Here is a 15,012-nt window from a genome sequence, read left to right on the forward strand (position 1 = left end):
GTGACCGACCTGGTGACGCTGGCCGAGTGGGGTGCGCCGTTCGCTGCGATAGGCGGCGGTGCGCTCTACGCCCGGCACGCCCACCCTGCGGCGTACTGGTCCACGGTCGGGCTGCCGGTCTCGGTGGCCCGGCTGCTGGCCTCGTACTCCTCGACCATGGACGCGTGCGGCCTGACGGTCCCGCCGTCCCGGTTGCGGGCGCTGGCCGTCAAGGCGACCACTCGGCGGGAGATCCGGCCCGTACCGCCTCGGCGGGGCATGATCCGGCCTACCTCGACCGGTCTGCGGCTCCGGCTGCGGCTGGCTCCGGGGCAGGAACCTGCGGATGTGGCGGCCTCGGCCGAACGGCTGCGGCACGCCTGGGGCGTTCACGCCGTGTACGTGCGGGACGTGAAGCCTGGAGTCGTGGAACTGCGGCTCGTCGGCTTCGACGTCCTGCGGAACGTGCGGATGCCTCGTCGGACCGTCGCTGGGCCGCTTCGGGTGCCGGTGGCTCTGCGCGAGGACGCGACGGCGTTCGTACGGGACTACCGGGCCGTGCCGCATGAACTCGTCCTCGGCGCCACGCTGTCGGGCAAGTCCATGTTCCTGCGGAACCTGCTCGCCGGGTTGGCTGCCCAGCCGGTTGTCCTCGTCGGGATCGACTGCAAGCGCGGTGTGGAGCTGGCGCCGTTCGCTGCCCGGCTCTCCGCCCTGGCCACCGACCCGGTACAGGCGGCCGAGCTGCTGCCCGTGCTGGTGAAGGAAATGGAGGAACGCTACGACCTGATCAAGGCCCGGCAGGGTATCGCCCCCGGTACTCCGGATGAGTTGATCACCTCGGACATCTGGGGCCTGCCGGACGACGAACGCCCGGCGCCCATCGTGCTGTTCATCGACGAGGTGGCGGAACTCTTCCTCGTCGCCACCAGGAAGGAGGAGGAACAGCGGGACGAGATGGTCACCCAGCTCATCCGGCTCGCTCAGCTCGGTCGCGCGGCCGGCATCTATCTGGAGGTGTGCGGGCAGCGCTTCGGCGCCGAGCTGGGCAAGGGCGCCACCATGCTCCGGGCGCAGCTGACCGGCCGTGTCTGCCACCGCGTCAACGATGAAGCCTCCGCCAAGATGGCGCTCGGTGACATCGCCCCCGAAGCGGTCTACGCGGCCTGTGCCATCGCACCCGAGCTGCCCGGCCTCGCCGTCGTCGGCGACACGTCTGGTGGCTGGTCCCGCATCCGCACGCCCCACCTGACCCTCGCCGAAGCGGCGGCCATCTGCCACGAGACGGCCCACCTCGCACCCGACGTGCCCGCGCTCGCGCCGTTCCGCCCCTACGTCCCGCCCGTACCCGTGGAGGCGTCCGGGCCGGTAGCCACTCCTCGCCCCGTCGCCGAGTAGCGCACCCGTTCCCACGGTCGGCGCGACCTTCCGCGCCATGTCCCTACCCCACCCATGCCCCGAAACCGGAAGGAGTGCGCCGTGCGTGCCCTGCCCGTCCGCGTGGACGCCGTACTCGTCCAGGCGCTCATCGCCGCCGCGCTGTCCTTCGCCCACCTGCACGACCTTGCATCCGCCGCCGGACAGGACGGCTGGAAGGCGTGGGCCTACCCGGTCTCCGTCGACCTGCTGATGGTGGCGGCCTGGCGGCGACTCCGCTCGGGGGAGTCGAAAGCGGCGGGGTGGTGCTGGTTCCTCGTCGCTCTGGCGGCCTCTCTCGGCGCCAACGTCGCCACCGCCGGACTGCTCGACCTGGACGACGTTCCCGCCTGGCTGCGCATCCTCGTCGCCGGCTGGCCCGCGGTCGCCTTCCTCGGCGGCACGCTCCTCGCCCACGGTGCACCGAAGACATCCCGCGCTGTGGTCGACACCGAACCGCCCTCGACGATCACGGACCCGGCGCCCCAACCGCCCGCCATAGAGGTGGAGCCGCCCGTGACGGTGGCCGAGCTTCCGACCGTCGAAGTCGGGTCGGCTCAGCCCCCGTTCGCGTCCGTGCCGTCCGCTCCCGTACCGCCCGCCCTCGTCGCCCTCGCCCGCAAGGTCGCCGACGAACACCACGCCCGGACCGGCAGCCCCATCGACACTCCAACCCTTCGCGCTCGGCTCGGCGTCCCTTTGCCGTTGGCCGAAGCCATCGCCGCGCAACTCACTTGACCTCGGAGGACTTTCCACCTTGCGACCGTCCACGCTCCGCGCACTCAAGCGTGCCGCCGAGCTGACCCGACAGAACCGCCTCACCGAAGCCGTGCTCATCGCCGAACCCGTGATCCTCGCCGCCGACACCTACGAAGGCGACGAGATCTTGCGCTGGCTCGCCGACCACGTCACCGACTTCACCGGCGAGACCGGCAACGACCAGAAGGAGAGCCCCTGATGCCCGCCAACCGCCGCTTCCGCAACGTCGTCCGCATCGGTCCCGTCCAGGTCGCCACCTACTACGACGGCCGGGGCCGTGAGAAGCACACCGCCGCCTGCACGGCTCCGCGCTGCGGCTTCTCGACCGACTACGACAGCCGGGCCGCCGCCGAGCTGGCCGCACGCACCCACCGCTGCGCCGTCCGCTGATCCGAGACGACACCCCCGAGGAGATCCCGTGACCGTCTCGCTGCCGCTCGTCTTCGTCCTGGGCGTCATCGCCTGGGCCGCGATCAAGTTCCTCGGCATCCGCCTATGGGTCGCCGTCGTGATCGCCCTGTTCGGCTTCTGGCTCTCGCACACCTTCCTCGCCCCAGCCATCGAGTCCGGCACCCGCTCCGGGGTTGACGTCGTCAACGGCAACCACGACTGAGCCAACGACCGCACACAACCGGCAAAGGAGACCCGCCGTGTTCCGTCCCAAGCTGCCAGACACCCCGCACGTCCCGAGCATCACCACGCACATCCCGCAGAACCACGCCCCGGCTCCGGCTCACTCCGCCGGCCGCCCGATCGCCCCGTTCGTGGGCGTCGGTGTCGGCGCGGTCGCCGCCGTGGTCGTCGTGGGCGTCGTCCTCACCGCGCTCCTGGCGGCGGTCGCCGTCTCAGCCATCTCTGTGGCCATCACCGCCGTCGTCCTGCGCTCCCTCGTCAACAGCGCGCCCAAGCGCTGACCGGCCGCCGGGGCGGCAACAAGCCGCCAAGCATCCCGCCGCCCCGGGGCCGTCCCTCCCAACCGCCGAAACAGCCGAAAGGAAGACCCATCATCACCCGGCAGACTCCGCCACCGCTGGCGGAACTCTCCATGCTCGCCTCACTCGGCACCCTGCCCGAACTCGCCCGCCAACTCTCCGGCCTGGGCGGCTGCACCCACCCCGTACGCCTCGACGGCCACCGCACCGAGTACGCCGTCGACACGACGACCGGTGAGGTCGGACGCGTCCTGCACCACCTCGACTCCACCGCCCTTCCCGCTGGAAACCTCCTCGTCCGCTGCAACAACCGCCGTGCCACCCGCTGCCCGGCCTGCTCCGAGGTCTACCGCCGCGACACCTACCACCTGATCACCGCCGGGCTCCGCGGCGGCAAGGGCACCCCTGAGCAGGTGGACACGCACCCGCGCGTGTTCGCCACGTTCACCGCGCCGAGCTTCGGCCCGGTCCACAACCGCCCCTCCAGCGGGCGGCCCTGCCGCTGCGGGGCCCGGCACGACGACACAGACCCGGCCCTCGGCACGCCCCTCGACCCGGACACGTACGACTACGAAGCGGCCGTGCTCTGGAACGCGCACGCCGGGGCTCTGTGGCGCCGGTTCTCCATCTACCTCCGCCGTGAGGTCGCCAAGCGCGCCAGCCTCACCCAACGTGCCTTCCGCGACCACGCCCGCATCTCCTTCGCCAAGGTCGCCGAGTACCAGAAGCGCGGAGCCGTCCACTTCCACGCGGTCATCCGCCTCGACGGCCCCGAGGGCGGGGACACCTCGCCCCCGGCCTGGGCCACGGCCGAGCTGCTGAGCGACGCAATTCATGCCGCTGCCACCGCTGCTCGCGTCGGTGGGCCGACCGTCGAGGGACGGGCCCACACCTTCACCTTCGGCCGTCAGCTCGATGTCCGTCCGATCCGCTCCGCCGACTTCGACGGCGGCCAGGAGCTGACCGAGCGGGCCGTAGCGGCGTACATCGCCAAGTACGCAACCAAGGGCGCCGAGACGGCGACCGGCACCCTTGACCGGCCGATCCGCTTCCTCGCCGAGCTGGCAGGCGCCCGGATCACCGACCACGCCCGCCGCATGATCCGAACCGCCTGGACCCTCGGCGCACGCCCCGAACTGGCAGACCTCCGCCTACGGGCCTGGGCGCACATGCTCGGCTTCCGCGGCCACTTCTCCACCAAGTCCCGCCGCTACTCCACCACCCTCGGCGCCCTCCGCGACGCCCGCGCCGAATGGCGCCGCGCCCAAGTCGCCCCGCCCACACTCCAGGACGGCGAAACCACGCTCGTCCTCGCGCACTGGGTCTTCGCCGGAACGGGCCTCAGTTCGGGCGAAACCTGGCTTGCCGCATCCCTCGAACCTGCTCCCGGTACGGAAGGAGAGCCGACATGGACCACCGCCGCGACGAACTCATGACTGTCCCGCAGGTCCTCGACGAACTTGGCGGCGTGTCCCGTCGGACGTTCTATCGCTGGCGCGAACTGGGATTGGGACCTGCTGCTTTCAAGCTCCCCAACGGTGAGCTGAGGGTGTGGCGGAGTGATTTCACGACGTGGCTGCGACAGTTGGAGGCGGCGGCGTGAAGTCTCTCGACGTGAAGGTCTGGGGTGTTCGGAAGCGTGACACCAAGACGCCCTCGTACGGTGTCCGCTGGTCTGTGGCCGGCAACGTCTTCTCCGACAGCTTCCGGACAAAGGCGCTTGCTGATCACTACCGCTCGAAGCTGATGCGGGCCATGCGGGACGGCGAGGAGTTCGACACGGAATCCGGGCTCCCAGCGTCCATGGAACAGCAGAAAGCCACCGTGTCTTGGTACGACTTCGCTCTCAGGTACTTGGCGATGAAGTGGCCGCACGCCGCTCCGAACACGCGCGATGGCATCAACGAGTCACTGACGAGTGTGACCGTGGAACTCCTCGACGAGCGTGCGGGCCGGCCCTCTGACGAGGCGCTCCGCAGGGCTCTGCGGAACTGGGCATTCGTATTGCCGGGCCCCGCTGATCGGGAGCTCCCCGATGACGTGCGGAACGTTCTCCACTGGGTGTCCAAGGCTTCTCGACCGCTCGCTGATCTTGCTGAGCCCGCCACAGCCCGCGCGGTCCTCGACTCGCTGAAGCTGAAGCTCGATGGCACGGCAGCCGCGGCGGAAACCGTGCGGCGTAAGCGTCGGACACTGGTCAACGCCGCCAACTACGCGGTCGACCTGGGGGAGCTGCGCGAGAATCCCGTCACTGCTGTCCGCTGGCAGAAACCGAAGGTGTCCAATCAGGTGGATCCGCGCGTCGTCGCCAACCCCGAGCAGGCTCGCAACCTCCTGGCGGCCGTCTCCTATGTGGGCGGATACCGGCGTGCCCGCGGCCGTCGCCTCGTGGGCCTGTTCGCCGCCATGTACTTCGGTGGCCTTCGACCGGCGGAAGCCGTCGGCCTCGTCGAGACGGATCTGACCCTCCCCGAACAGGGCTGGGGCTCGGCTCTCCTCCACCGGACCCGCCCCTCGGTCGGCAAGCAGTGGACCGACTCGGGGGAGACCCACGACGACCGAGGTCTGAAGAACCGGCCGACCGACGACGTGAGGCGAGTGCCGATCCCGCCTCACCTCGTCGCCGTGCTCCGCGAACACCTGGCCACCTTCGGAACCGCCGATGACGGCCGGCTCTTCTACAGCGAGAAAGGCTCGGTCGTCCCGTCCTCGACCTACTACCGCGTGTGGCAGGAAGCCCGGCTTCTCGCGCTTCCGCCGGCCGTAGCGTCTTCGCCGCTCGCGAGTCGGCCGTACGACCTCCGCCACTCGGCGCTGTCGACGTGGCTGAACGCGGGGGTCGACCCTACCGAGGTGGCCGAACGCGCCGGCAACAGCGTGGAGGTCCTGCTGACCCGCTACGCGAAGTGCCTCGACGGACGGCAGGACGTTGCCAACCGCCGTATTGAGGACCTCCTTCGCGAATACGAGTGAGACACTCTGCATCCCGTTTGGGGCTCCGGGCATCTTGTCCGGGGCCTCTCTCGTTTTAGGCCTCACCTGCTGCGATGCTTCGAGCCGAGAGCGGAAGAGGGGGCCTCATGGAGCTGAAGGTCACGCGCTGGAAGCGGTACGGACATGATCGCCTGTACGCGAATGTTCCTGATGGAACCGCGGTCGGCTGGGCGGACGTAAGGACGGGGGAGATCACCGTCTTAGGCGACGAGCATCGCGACGACGTGATCGCCCTGCTGACACACCACTTACGGGACCACCACAAGCTGGTCTTGCCGCAGCGGGCATCTGAAGCTGAAGGCCGTCCGATGCTGCCGCCTCTGACGCAGGCAGACGACCTGTCCACCAACCGCCCCGGAGAATCCCTCCGTGACCTGCTCGCCACATCCGGCCCAGGACTGATCGAGCGAGTCGTCTCACGGCTTCTGCGGCGTCCCTCGGAGTGGCACTCGTGGCGTCAGGGCCTGGCGGGGGAGAGGCGAGTAGGAGCGGAGCTGGACCGTTTGGCGCGTCGCGGATGGCGGGTCCTGCATTCCATCCCCCTGGCCAACGACGTGGACGTCGATCACTTGCTGATTGGGCCGGGCGGGGTGTTCAGCATCAATACGAAGCACCACCACAACAAGGCCGTATGGGTCGGCGACGATGCCGTGAAGGTCAATCACGGAAAACCGGCGCCCTACGCACGCAAGAGCCGAGCGGAGGCCAAGCGCGTGGTTCGGGTGCTTGAGCACTACTGCGGTTTTCCCGTGCAGGTCGAGCCAGTACTTGTCTTCGTCGGTGTCACCGATCTCAAGGTGGTCGCCACGCAACTCAGCGTCCGGGTGTACCAGGAGCGCCAAGTAGCAGCACTGGCGCCGCTCTCCGGGGTGCTGACGGCCGAGCAGGTTGAGCAGGTGTATAGCGTCGCTCGCCATCGCCAGGCATGGAGCAGGGCTTGAGCCGGGCCATTCAGCTGGGCACCGATCATTCCCATGGGTACTGCGAGCAGTCTCCACGGCGCGGCCATCGTCCGGGAGAGGCCGTCTGGACTGGACGCGGACTTCCGCGCTTCGTGGACCTCACCTGCGGCGATGCAGCAAGATCCCGTCCACGCCTCGTCCACAGACTCCGACATACAGCCGCTCCGAGCGGCATACGGCTGCACAAACACGAAGACCCCGGCCTCAGCGTTTCCGCTGGTGACGGGGTCTTTGGGCACCTCATGCAAGGTGCCCCCGGCAGGATTCGAACCTGCGCACACGGCTCCGGAGGCCGTTGCTCTATCCCCTGAGCTACGGGGGCGTCCGCCGCTCTCGGCGGCGACGGGTAGAACCCTACCAGCTCTGATGGGGTGCCCGTGAACAGGTATTTCCAGCCCGTGACCGAGGGGCGGCAGACCCCTGTGGGACGCCGGCCGTTCGCCCCCAGGCCGCCCGCGCGCCCGCCGCCCGATCCCGGCCCAAGCCCGCGCCCGGGACACCCCGCTCCCCCGGCCGTCCCCGCCGGGCGTGCCCAACCCGTACTCCCCACGCAACCCGTACTCCCCACCCACCCCGCGCTCCGGCTGCCCCGTCAGGCGCCCCATCCGCATGCCCCTCCACCCTTTCCACGCCCCCGTCCGGGGCAGAAGTGTGGAAAAGCCGGACGCGGGTGCGTTCGCGGACCTACTCTCGAGTTGTGTCAGGCGTGTCCGGCCGGGTGCTCGTCGTCGACGACAACAGGGTGATCCGGCAGCTGATCAGGGTCAATCTCGAGCTGGAGGGCTTCGAGGTCGTGACCGCGGCTGATGGTGCCGAGTGCCTGGAGGTCGTCCACGAGGTGCGGCCGGATGTGATCACGCTCGATGTGGTGATGCCTCGGCTCGACGGGCTGCGGACCGCCGCGCGGCTGCGCTCGGACCCGAGGACCAGGCGCGTGCCCGTCGCGATCATCAGCGCCTGTACGCAGCGCGAGGTCGACACGGGTATCGCCGCAGGCGTCGACGCATTTCTCGCCAAGCCCTTCGAGCCCGCCGAGCTGGTGCGGCTCGTCCGGCGGTTGAGGTACGGGGAGGACCCGCCGTCCGTAGACGGCAGGCATGGTGCCGGGAGGGCGGGGAGTACGCGGGGCTGACCGCATGGCGAAACCGGTTCGCGATCACACCCCCTCTCTCCCATACGCTTGTCCCGTGACCCCCGCAGATCTCTCACGTACCGTGCTGGGCGCCGTGCGCCGTGCGGTCGAGGAGGGCGCCCTGCGGGCACCCGTACCCGAGCGGATCAAGGTCGAGCGTCCCCGCCCCGGAGGACGAGGTGACTACGCCAGCAATGTCGCCCTCCGCCTCGCCGGGCCCAGCGGGCGGCAGGCCCGGGACGTCGCGGAAGTGCTGAGGGTCCGGATCGCCGACACTCCCGGAATCGCCCGGGTCGAGATCACCGGCCCCGGTTTCCTGAACTTCACCCTCCGCGGGAATCCGGCGGCCGTGCTCCTGCGTGCGATCGGTGACCGCGGCCTTGAGTACGGGCACGGCGACGGCCTCGCCGGGGTCCGCTTCGGCTTCGAGCCCGCCCGCGAGCTCCGCGCCCGGGTGGTCACCGACACCGTCGTGCGGCTGCTGGCGGCCCAGGGCGCGACGGCCGTCGTCGAGCCCGGGAGCAGTGAGCGGATCACCGCACTGCCCGTGCAGGACGAGGCGATCTTCGAGCATGCCGGCCGTGATGCCGCCCTCTGGGCGCTGCTCCGGCCCGCGGCCCACGACCAGCCACTCGCGTACGGCGCCCTGCTCGTACAGAAGGAGTCGAACGCGCTCTTCCGGGTCCGGTACGCGTACTCCCGCAGCAGGGCCCTCCTGCGCGCGGCCGACCGGCTCGGCATCCCCGTCGCGTACGACGGCGGCATCCCGTACGACGAGGATGTCTCGTGCGTCGGGGATGTCCCGCACGACGGGAACGTCGCGTGCGACGGGGGCGCCTCGCACGTCGGCGACCTCTCCCTCGCGCACGATGCGTACGAGGGCCCGTTCCCGTCGAGGTCCGTTCGCGGCACCGAGGGCCCGCTCCCGTCCGGTCCCGCCCGCGGCACCGAGGCCCCCTCCGCCCTCCTCACCGCTCTCGGCGACCATCCCGCCGTCCTGGAGTCCGCCGCCCGGCTGCGCGCCCCCGACCGGGTCGCGCGCCATCTCGAGGCCACCGCCGACGCCCTGCTCGGATTCCAGCAGACCGTGCTGCCCCTCGGTGACGAGAAACCCTCGGCCACCCACCGTTCCCGGCTCGCCCTCGCCGAAGCCGCCGGGACGGTGCTGGCCGGTGGCCTGGCCCTGCTCGGCATCAGCGCACCCGAACACCTGTAGATGTGAGAGAAGAATGAGCCGTTCCGCACACCCCGCCGGGCCCCGTTACGCCGACGTCCTCCCCGAGGGCCACTACACCGCCCCGCCGGCCGACCTCAACGTGCTGGACGAGAAGGTCTGGTCGCGCACCGTGAACCGATCGGGCGACGGCGTCGTCACTGTCGCCGGCATCGAAGTCACCAGGCTCGCCGAGGAGTTCGGCACCCCCGCCTACTTCCTCGACGAGGCCGACTTCCGCGCCCGCTGCCGTGCCTGGGCCGATGCCTTCGGCAAGGACGCCGACGTCTTCTACGCGGGCAAGGCGTTCCTCTCCCGCGCCGTCGTGCGCTGGCTGAACGAGGAGGGGCTCAACCTCGACGTCTGTTCCGGCGGCGAACTGGCGACCGCGCTCGACGCCGGGATGCCCGCCGAGCGCATCGCCTTCCACGGCAACAACAAGTCCCCGGAGGAGATCGAGAAGGCGGTACGGGCGGGTGTCGGGCGCATCGTCCTCGACTCCTTCCAGGAGATCGTCCGTGTCGCGCACACCGCCCGGTCCCTCGGCAGGCGCCAGCGCGTCCAGATCCGCGTCACCGTCGGCGTCGAGGCGCACACCCACGAGTTCATCGCCACCGCCCACGAGGACCAGAAGTTCGGTCTCGCGCTCGCCGGCGGCCAGGCGGCCGAGGCGGTGCGGCGGGCCCTTCGGCTCGACGGGCTGGAGCTCATCGGCATCCACTCGCACATCGGCTCGCAGATCTTCGACACCTCCGGCTTCGAGGTGGCCGCGCACCGGGTGGTCGGACTGCTGAAGGAGGTCCGGGACGAGCACGGCGTCGAGCTCCCCGAGATCGACCTCGGCGGCGGCCTCGGCATCGCGTACACATCCGACGACGATCCGCGCGAGCCGCACGAGATCGCCAAGGCGCTGAGCGAGATCGTCACCCGTGAGTGCGAGGCGGCCGGTCTGCGCACCCCCCGCATCTCCGTCGAGCCGGGCCGGGCGATCGTCGGGCCGACCGCCTTCACCCTGTACGAGGTCGGCACGATCAAGCCGCTCGACGGGCTGCGGACGTACGTCAGCGTCGACGGCGGCATGTCCGACAACATCCGGACCGCGCTGTACGACGCCGAGTACAGCGTGGCCCTCGTCTCGCGGGCGAGTGACGCCGAGCCGATGCTCGTCCGCGTGGTCGGCAAGCACTGCGAGAGCGGCGACATCGTCGTACGGGACGCCTTCCTGCCCGCCGACCTGGCGCCGGGCGACCTGATCGCGGTGCCGGCGACCGGCGCGTACTGCCGCTCCATGGCCAGCAACTACAACCACGCGCTCCGCCCGCCCGTCGTCGCCGTGCGCGACGGCGAGGCGAAGGTGATCGTCCGGCGTGAGACGGAGGAAGATCTCCTGCGTCTGGATGTCGGCTGATGAAATATATGTCTCAGAATCCGGACGGGGAGCGGAAAGCCCCGTGCGGTGGGTGAGACTGGTTCGCACTCTGCTTTATGAAGGAATCGAGGTCGGATGATGCGTACGCGTCCGCTGAAGGTGGCGCTGCTGGGCTGTGGAGTGGTCGGCTCAGAGGTGGCGCGCATCATGACGACGCACGCCGGCGACCTCGCCGCGCGGATCGGGGCCCCGGTGGAACTCGCCGGGGTTGCCGTCCGTCGCCCCGCCAAGGTCCGTGAGGGGATCGCGCAGGAGCTCATCACGACCGACGCCAAGGCGCTCGTCTCGCGCGGCGACATCGACGTGGTCGTCGAGGTCATCGGGGGTATCGAGCCCGCCCGGACGCTGATCACCACCGCCTTCGAGCACGGCGCCTCGGTCGTCTCGGCCAACAAGGCGCTGCTCGCGGAGGACGGCGCCACGCTGTACGCCGCCGCCGAGAAGCACGGCCGGGACCTCTACTTCGAGGCCGCCGTGGCCGGTGCGATCCCGCTGATCAGGCCGCTGCGCGAGTCCCTCGCGGGCGACAAGGTCAACCGGGTCCTCGGCATCGTCAACGGCACGACGAACTTCATCCTCGACAAGATGGACACCTCCGGCGCCGGCTACTCCGAGGCACTGGACGAGGCCACCGCCCTCGGGTACGCCGAGGCCGACCCGACCGCCGACGTCGAGGCCTTCGACGCCGCCGCCAAGGCGGCGATCCTCGCCGGAATCGCCTTCCACACCCGCGTGCGCCTCGACGACGTGTACCGCGAGGGCATGACCGAGGTCACCGCCGCGGACTTCGCCTCCGCCAAGCAGATGGGCTGCACCATCAAGCTGCTGGCGATCTGCGAGCGGGCGGCGGACGGCCGGTCGGTCACGGCCCGCGTGCACCCGGCGATGATCCCGCTGAGCCATCCGCTGGCCTCCGTCCGCGAGGCGTACAACGCGGTGTTCGTCGAGGCCGAGGCGGCCGGCCGGCTGATGTTCTACGGCCCAGGGGCCGGCGGTTCGCCGACCGCCTCCGCCGTCCTCGGCGACCTGGTCGCCGTCTGCCGCAACAAGCTCGCCGAGGCGACGGGGCCGGGCGAGTCGGTGTACACGCAACTGCCCGTCAGCCCGATGGGCGAGGTCGTGACGCGGTACCACATCAGCCTCGACGTGGCCGACAAGCCGGGTGTGCTCGCCCAGGTGGCGACGGTCTTCGCCGAGCAGGGCGTATCCATCGACACGGTGCGCCAGACGGGCAAGGACGGCGAGGCATCGCTCGTCGTCGTCACCCACCGCGCGCCCGACGCCGCCCTTTCGGGGACCGTCGAGGCGCTGCGCAAGCTCGACACCGTGCGCGGTGTCGCCAGCATCATGCGGGTTGAAGGAGAGTAAGGGCCCATGAGCACTCGCACACATCAGTGGCGCGGCATCATCGAGGAGTACCGCGACCGGCTTCCTGTGACGGACGCGACGCCGGTCGTCACGCTCGGCGAGGGCGGCACGCCGCTCGTCTTCGCGCAGTCCCTCTCCGAGGCCACCGGGTGTGACGTATATCTCAAGGTCGAGGGCGCAAACCCGACCGGGTCCTTCAAGGACCGCGGGANTCGCGCAGTCCCTCTCCGAGGCCACCGGGTGTGACGTATATCTCAAGGTCGAGGGCGCAAACCCGACCGGGTCCTTCAAGGACCGCGGGATGACGATGGCGATCACCAGGGCCAAGGAGGAGGGTGCGAAGGCCGTCATCTGCGCCTCCACCGGAAACACCTCGGCGTCCGCGGCGGCCTACGGGGGCCGTGCCGGAATGGTGTCCGCCGTGCTGATCCCGCAGGGCAAGATCGCGATGGGCAAGCTGGGGCAGGCGCTGGTCCACGGGGCGAAGATCCTGCAGGTCGACGGCAACTTCGACGACTGTCTGGTGCTGGCCCGGAGTCTGTCCGAGAACTACCCCGTGGCGCTGGTCAATTCGGTGAACCCGGTCCGGATCGAGGGCCAGAAGACCGCGGCCTTCGAGATCGTCGACGCGCTCGGCGACGCGCCGGACGTCCATGTGCTGCCCGTCGGCAACGCCGGCAACATCACGGCGTACTGGAGGGGCTACAAGGAGTACGCGGCGGACGGGATGTCGGCCCGTACCCCCCGTATGTGGGGCTTCCAGGCGTCCGGTTCCGCGCCCATCGTGCGCGGCGAGGTCGTCAAGGACCCGTCGACGATCGCGACCGCCATCCGGATCGGCAATCCCGCGTCCTGGGAGTTCGCGCTGGCGGCCAAGGAGGAGTCGGGTGGTTTCATCGACGAGGTGACCGATCGTCAGATTCTCCGCGCCTACAAGCTGTTGGCCTCGCGCGAGGGCGTCTTCGTGGAGCCCGCCTCGGCCGCGTCGGTGGCCGGTCTGCTCAAGGCCGCCGAGGAGGGCAAGGTGGACGCCGGCCAGCGGATCGTCTGCACGGTCACGGGCAACGGCCTGAAGGACCCCGACTGGGCGGTCGCCGGAGCGCCCCAGCCGCTCACGGTCCCGGTGGACGCGGCCGCGGCGGCGCGGCAGCTCGGGCTCGTCTGAGACGTTCCCGTCCGGGGTGTCCGGTGCTGTCGGCACCGGTCCCGGGGCTGCGGAGCGTGCCGGGGAGGCGTCGTGCCGTGCGCGGGAGCGGCCGCACGAGTGGGTGCGACCGTGCCCGCCACCGGCTCGCGTGCCCGCCACCGGTGGCGGTGCCGCGGGGACGCGGGCGCCCTCGAGAGGGTTCCCGTGCGCCGGGCCGCGTCTCGCGAGCGTGGCGCGCGTAGACGGCAAGTCGCCCAGCATGCCCCGATGAGGCACACAGGGGAGTGCGACACGCATCGTGCGCCTCCTGTGCGCCCTATGTCGCCAAGGAACCTTCCTTGGATAGGCTGTACGCAACCCCGCCGCCGCATATGCCGCGGTCGCTGCCGTCACCGGCCCGTGGGTCTTCCCATCTTCACGTCATCATCACGCCGATCAGACCCGATCACACAGATCATCGAGATCAGCGCCGATCAGAACCCAAGGAGTGTCGTCGATCGATGGCCGGTCCCGCGTTCCGTGCCGCCGCCGTCCGAGTGCGCGTGCCCGCCACCAGCGCCAACCTCGGACCGGGCTTCGACGCCTTCGGCCTGTCGCTGGGCCTGTACGACGACGTCGTCGTCCGTGTCGCCGACACCGGGCTGCACATCGACATCGCCGGCGAGGGGGCCGAGACGCTGCCGCGCGACGAGAGCCATCTCCTCGTCCGCTCGCTGCGCACGGCCTTCGACCTGCTCGGCGGGCAGCCCCGCGGTCTGGAGGTCGTCTGCGCGAACCGCATTCCGCACGGTCGCGGGCTCGGTTCCTCCTCGGCCGCCATCTGCGCGGGCATCGTGGCCGCCCGGGCGGTGACCATAGGCGGCGACACCAGGCTCGACGACGCGGCTCTGCTGGAGCTCGCCACCGAGATCGAGGGTCACCCCGACAACGTCGCCGCCTGCCTCCTCGGCGGGTTCACCCTCGCCTGGACCGACGCCGGCGCGGCCCGTGCGATCAGGATGGACCCATCCGAATCCATCGTTCCGGTGGTTTTCGTGCCGAGCAGGCCGGTGCTCACCGAGACCGCCCGCGGGCTGCTGCCGCGCACGGTCCCGCATGTGGACGCCGCCGTCAACGCGGGCCGGGCCGCGCTGCTCGTCGAGGCCCTCACCAGGCGCCCCGAGCTGCTGCTTCCCGCCACCGAGGACCGCCTCCACCAGGAGTACCGTGCCCCAGCGATGCCGCAGAGCGTGGACCTGGTGAACCGACTGCGCGCCGACGGCGTCCCCGCGGTCATCTCCGGTGCGGGCCCCACCGTGCTCGCGCTGGCCGAGGAGGGTGCGGCCGACAAGGTCGCACGGCTGGCGGGCGAGGGCTGGGCGGCGAACAGGCTCGCCCTCGACGCCGCGGGAGCCAGCGTTCTCCCGCTCGCTTCGTAGCGACACGGGATTGCCGGTGACGGAGAGGGGGAATGTTTGTTGGAGCCGGTAGTGTTAACCTCAAGTACGCAGCCCACAATCTTGTGGCGCCGTGCTTCGTGTCCCTTTCCGGGACCACCATTCTTCCGGGAGCCTCCCCAACTGCCTGAGCAGCCTGCCTGAGCAGTTTCGAGCACGCTCCGGAACCGGCACGACACCCCTCGCTTTTCCCGAAGAGAGGGCCGAGCAGGGGGAACTCGGGCCGGACCTTGCACGTACATTCC

Annotated in this window: 15 protein-coding genes, 1 tRNA gene and 1 pseudogene; 16 read left to right on the forward strand and 1 reads right to left on the reverse strand. The window is 70.4% G+C overall.

Annotated elements, in window-relative coordinates; translation table 11 throughout:
• The 10 genes from QMZ92_RS18300 to QMZ92_RS18345 all read left to right on the forward strand — a co-directional run bounded on the left by QMZ92_RS18300 (position 1) and on the right by QMZ92_RS18345 (position 7,021).
• Entirely contained in the window at positions 1 to 1,377 is a 1,377-nt protein-coding gene (locus QMZ92_RS18300) for an FtsK/SpoIIIE domain-containing protein (protein ID WP_283298448.1), read from the forward strand.
• Between the two features lie 81 nt (positions 1,378 to 1,458).
• A complete protein-coding gene (locus QMZ92_RS18305) occupies positions 1,459 to 2,133 on the forward strand; it encodes a DUF2637 domain-containing protein (RefSeq protein WP_283298449.1) in 675 nt (224 codons plus the stop codon).
• A 19-nt stretch (positions 2,134 to 2,152) separates the two neighbouring features.
• Complete coding sequence (locus QMZ92_RS18310) at positions 2,153 to 2,353, forward strand: RING finger protein (RefSeq protein WP_283298450.1); 201 nt, start codon at positions 2,153 to 2,155, stop codon at positions 2,351 to 2,353.
• Positions 2,353 to 2,544 carry a mobile element transfer protein gene (locus tag QMZ92_RS18315; protein ID WP_283298451.1) on the forward strand — a complete coding sequence of 64 codons (192 nt, stop codon included), beginning with the start codon at positions 2,353 to 2,355 and terminating at the stop codon, positions 2,542 to 2,544. Before QMZ92_RS18310 ends, QMZ92_RS18315 begins: the two co-directional genes overlap by 1 nt.
• Before the next feature lie 28 nt (positions 2,545 to 2,572).
• Complete coding sequence (locus QMZ92_RS18320) at positions 2,573 to 2,767, forward strand: hypothetical protein (protein WP_134034363.1); 195 nt, start codon at positions 2,573 to 2,575, stop codon at positions 2,765 to 2,767.
• A 37-nt stretch (positions 2,768 to 2,804) separates the two neighbouring features.
• On the forward strand, positions 2,805 to 3,068 hold the full coding sequence (locus tag QMZ92_RS18325; protein WP_283298452.1) for a SpdD protein: 264 nt from the start codon (positions 2,805 to 2,807) through the stop codon (positions 3,066 to 3,068).
• A gap of 131 nt (positions 3,069 to 3,199) precedes the next feature.
• Positions 3,200 to 4,522, forward strand: coding sequence for a replication initiator (locus QMZ92_RS18330; RefSeq protein WP_283298453.1), 1,323 nt, complete (start codon positions 3,200 to 3,202; stop codon positions 4,520 to 4,522).
• The gene (locus tag QMZ92_RS18335) at positions 4,495 to 4,689 is read left to right on the forward strand and encodes a helix-turn-helix transcriptional regulator (protein WP_046913264.1); all 195 of its coding nucleotides are present in this window, start codon (positions 4,495 to 4,497) and stop codon (positions 4,687 to 4,689) included. Before QMZ92_RS18330 ends, QMZ92_RS18335 begins: the two co-directional genes overlap by 28 nt.
• The gene (locus QMZ92_RS18340; protein ID WP_283298454.1) at positions 4,686 to 6,059 is read left to right on the forward strand and encodes a tyrosine-type recombinase/integrase; all 1,374 of its coding nucleotides are present in this window, start codon (positions 4,686 to 4,688) and stop codon (positions 6,057 to 6,059) included. Before QMZ92_RS18335 ends, QMZ92_RS18340 begins: the two co-directional genes overlap by 4 nt.
• 107 nt (positions 6,060 to 6,166) lie before the next feature.
• The gene (locus QMZ92_RS18345) at positions 6,167 to 7,021 is read left to right on the forward strand and encodes a nuclease-related domain-containing protein (RefSeq protein WP_283298455.1); all 855 of its coding nucleotides are present in this window, start codon (positions 6,167 to 6,169) and stop codon (positions 7,019 to 7,021) included.
• A gap of 271 nt (positions 7,022 to 7,292) precedes the next feature.
• Here QMZ92_RS18345 and QMZ92_RS18350 read toward each other — a convergent pair.
• A tRNA-Arg gene (locus QMZ92_RS18350) sits at positions 7,293 to 7,364 on the reverse strand.
• Between the two features lie 384 nt (positions 7,365 to 7,748).
• Between QMZ92_RS18350 and QMZ92_RS18355 the strand changes: the two genes are divergently transcribed.
• The 6 genes and pseudogenes from QMZ92_RS18355 to thrB all read left to right on the forward strand — a co-directional run bounded on the left by QMZ92_RS18355 (position 7,749) and on the right by thrB (position 14,749).
• A complete protein-coding gene (locus QMZ92_RS18355; RefSeq protein WP_283298509.1) occupies positions 7,749 to 8,174 on the forward strand; it encodes a response regulator in 426 nt (141 codons plus the stop codon).
• A 55-nt stretch (positions 8,175 to 8,229) separates the two neighbouring features.
• Positions 8,230 to 9,390, forward strand: a complete 1,161-nt coding sequence (nrtL, locus tag QMZ92_RS18360) for an ArgS-related anticodon-binding protein NrtL (protein ID WP_283298456.1) — start codon at positions 8,230 to 8,232, stop codon at positions 9,388 to 9,390.
• 13 nt (positions 9,391 to 9,403) lie between these two features.
• Positions 9,404 to 10,795: a diaminopimelate decarboxylase gene (gene lysA, locus QMZ92_RS18365; protein WP_283298457.1), complete on the forward strand. Its 1,392-nt coding sequence runs from the start codon at positions 9,404 to 9,406 to the stop codon at positions 10,793 to 10,795.
• Positions 10,796 to 10,894: 99 nt separating this feature from the next.
• Positions 10,895 to 12,184, forward strand: a complete 1,290-nt coding sequence (locus QMZ92_RS18370; protein ID WP_283298510.1) for a homoserine dehydrogenase — start codon at positions 10,895 to 10,897, stop codon at positions 12,182 to 12,184.
• Positions 12,185 to 12,190: 6 nt separating this feature from the next.
• Positions 12,191 to 13,349, forward strand: a pseudogene (thrC, locus tag QMZ92_RS18375) (threonine synthase).
• A 482-nt stretch (positions 13,350 to 13,831) separates the two neighbouring features.
• On the forward strand, positions 13,832 to 14,749 hold the full coding sequence (gene thrB, locus QMZ92_RS18380; protein ID WP_283298458.1) for a homoserine kinase: 918 nt from the start codon (positions 13,832 to 13,834) through the stop codon (positions 14,747 to 14,749).
• Positions 14,750 to 15,012: the final 263 nt, after the last annotated feature.

It is taken from the genome of Streptomyces sp. HNM0645, from assembly GCF_030056615.1.
Lineage (GTDB): Bacteria > Actinomycetota > Actinomycetes > Streptomycetales > Streptomycetaceae > Streptomyces > Streptomyces marianii.

What these genes read in the sequence shown, in the direction of transcription:
- QMZ92_RS18315 (WP_283298451.1), top strand. Translation starts at nt 2,353, where the DNA reads ATGCCCGCCAACCGCCGCTTCCGCAACGTCGTCCGCATCGGTCCCGTC.
- QMZ92_RS18330 (WP_283298453.1), top strand. Translation starts at nt 3,200, where the DNA reads ATGCTCGCCTCACTCGGCACCCTGCCCGAACTCGCCCGCCAACTCTCC.
- QMZ92_RS18335 (WP_046913264.1), top strand. Translation starts at nt 4,495, where the DNA reads ATGGACCACCGCCGCGACGAACTCATGACTGTCCCGCAGGTCCTCGAC.
- QMZ92_RS18345 (WP_283298455.1), top strand. Translation starts at nt 6,167, where the DNA reads ATGGAGCTGAAGGTCACGCGCTGGAAGCGGTACGGACATGATCGCCTG.
- lysA (WP_283298457.1), top strand. Translation starts at nt 9,404, where the DNA reads ATGAGCCGTTCCGCACACCCCGCCGGGCCCCGTTACGCCGACGTCCTC.
- QMZ92_RS18370 (WP_283298510.1), top strand. Translation starts at nt 10,895, where the DNA reads ATGCGTACGCGTCCGCTGAAGGTGGCGCTGCTGGGCTGTGGAGTGGTC.
- thrB (WP_283298458.1), top strand. Translation starts at nt 13,832, where the DNA reads ATGGCCGGTCCCGCGTTCCGTGCCGCCGCCGTCCGAGTGCGCGTGCCC.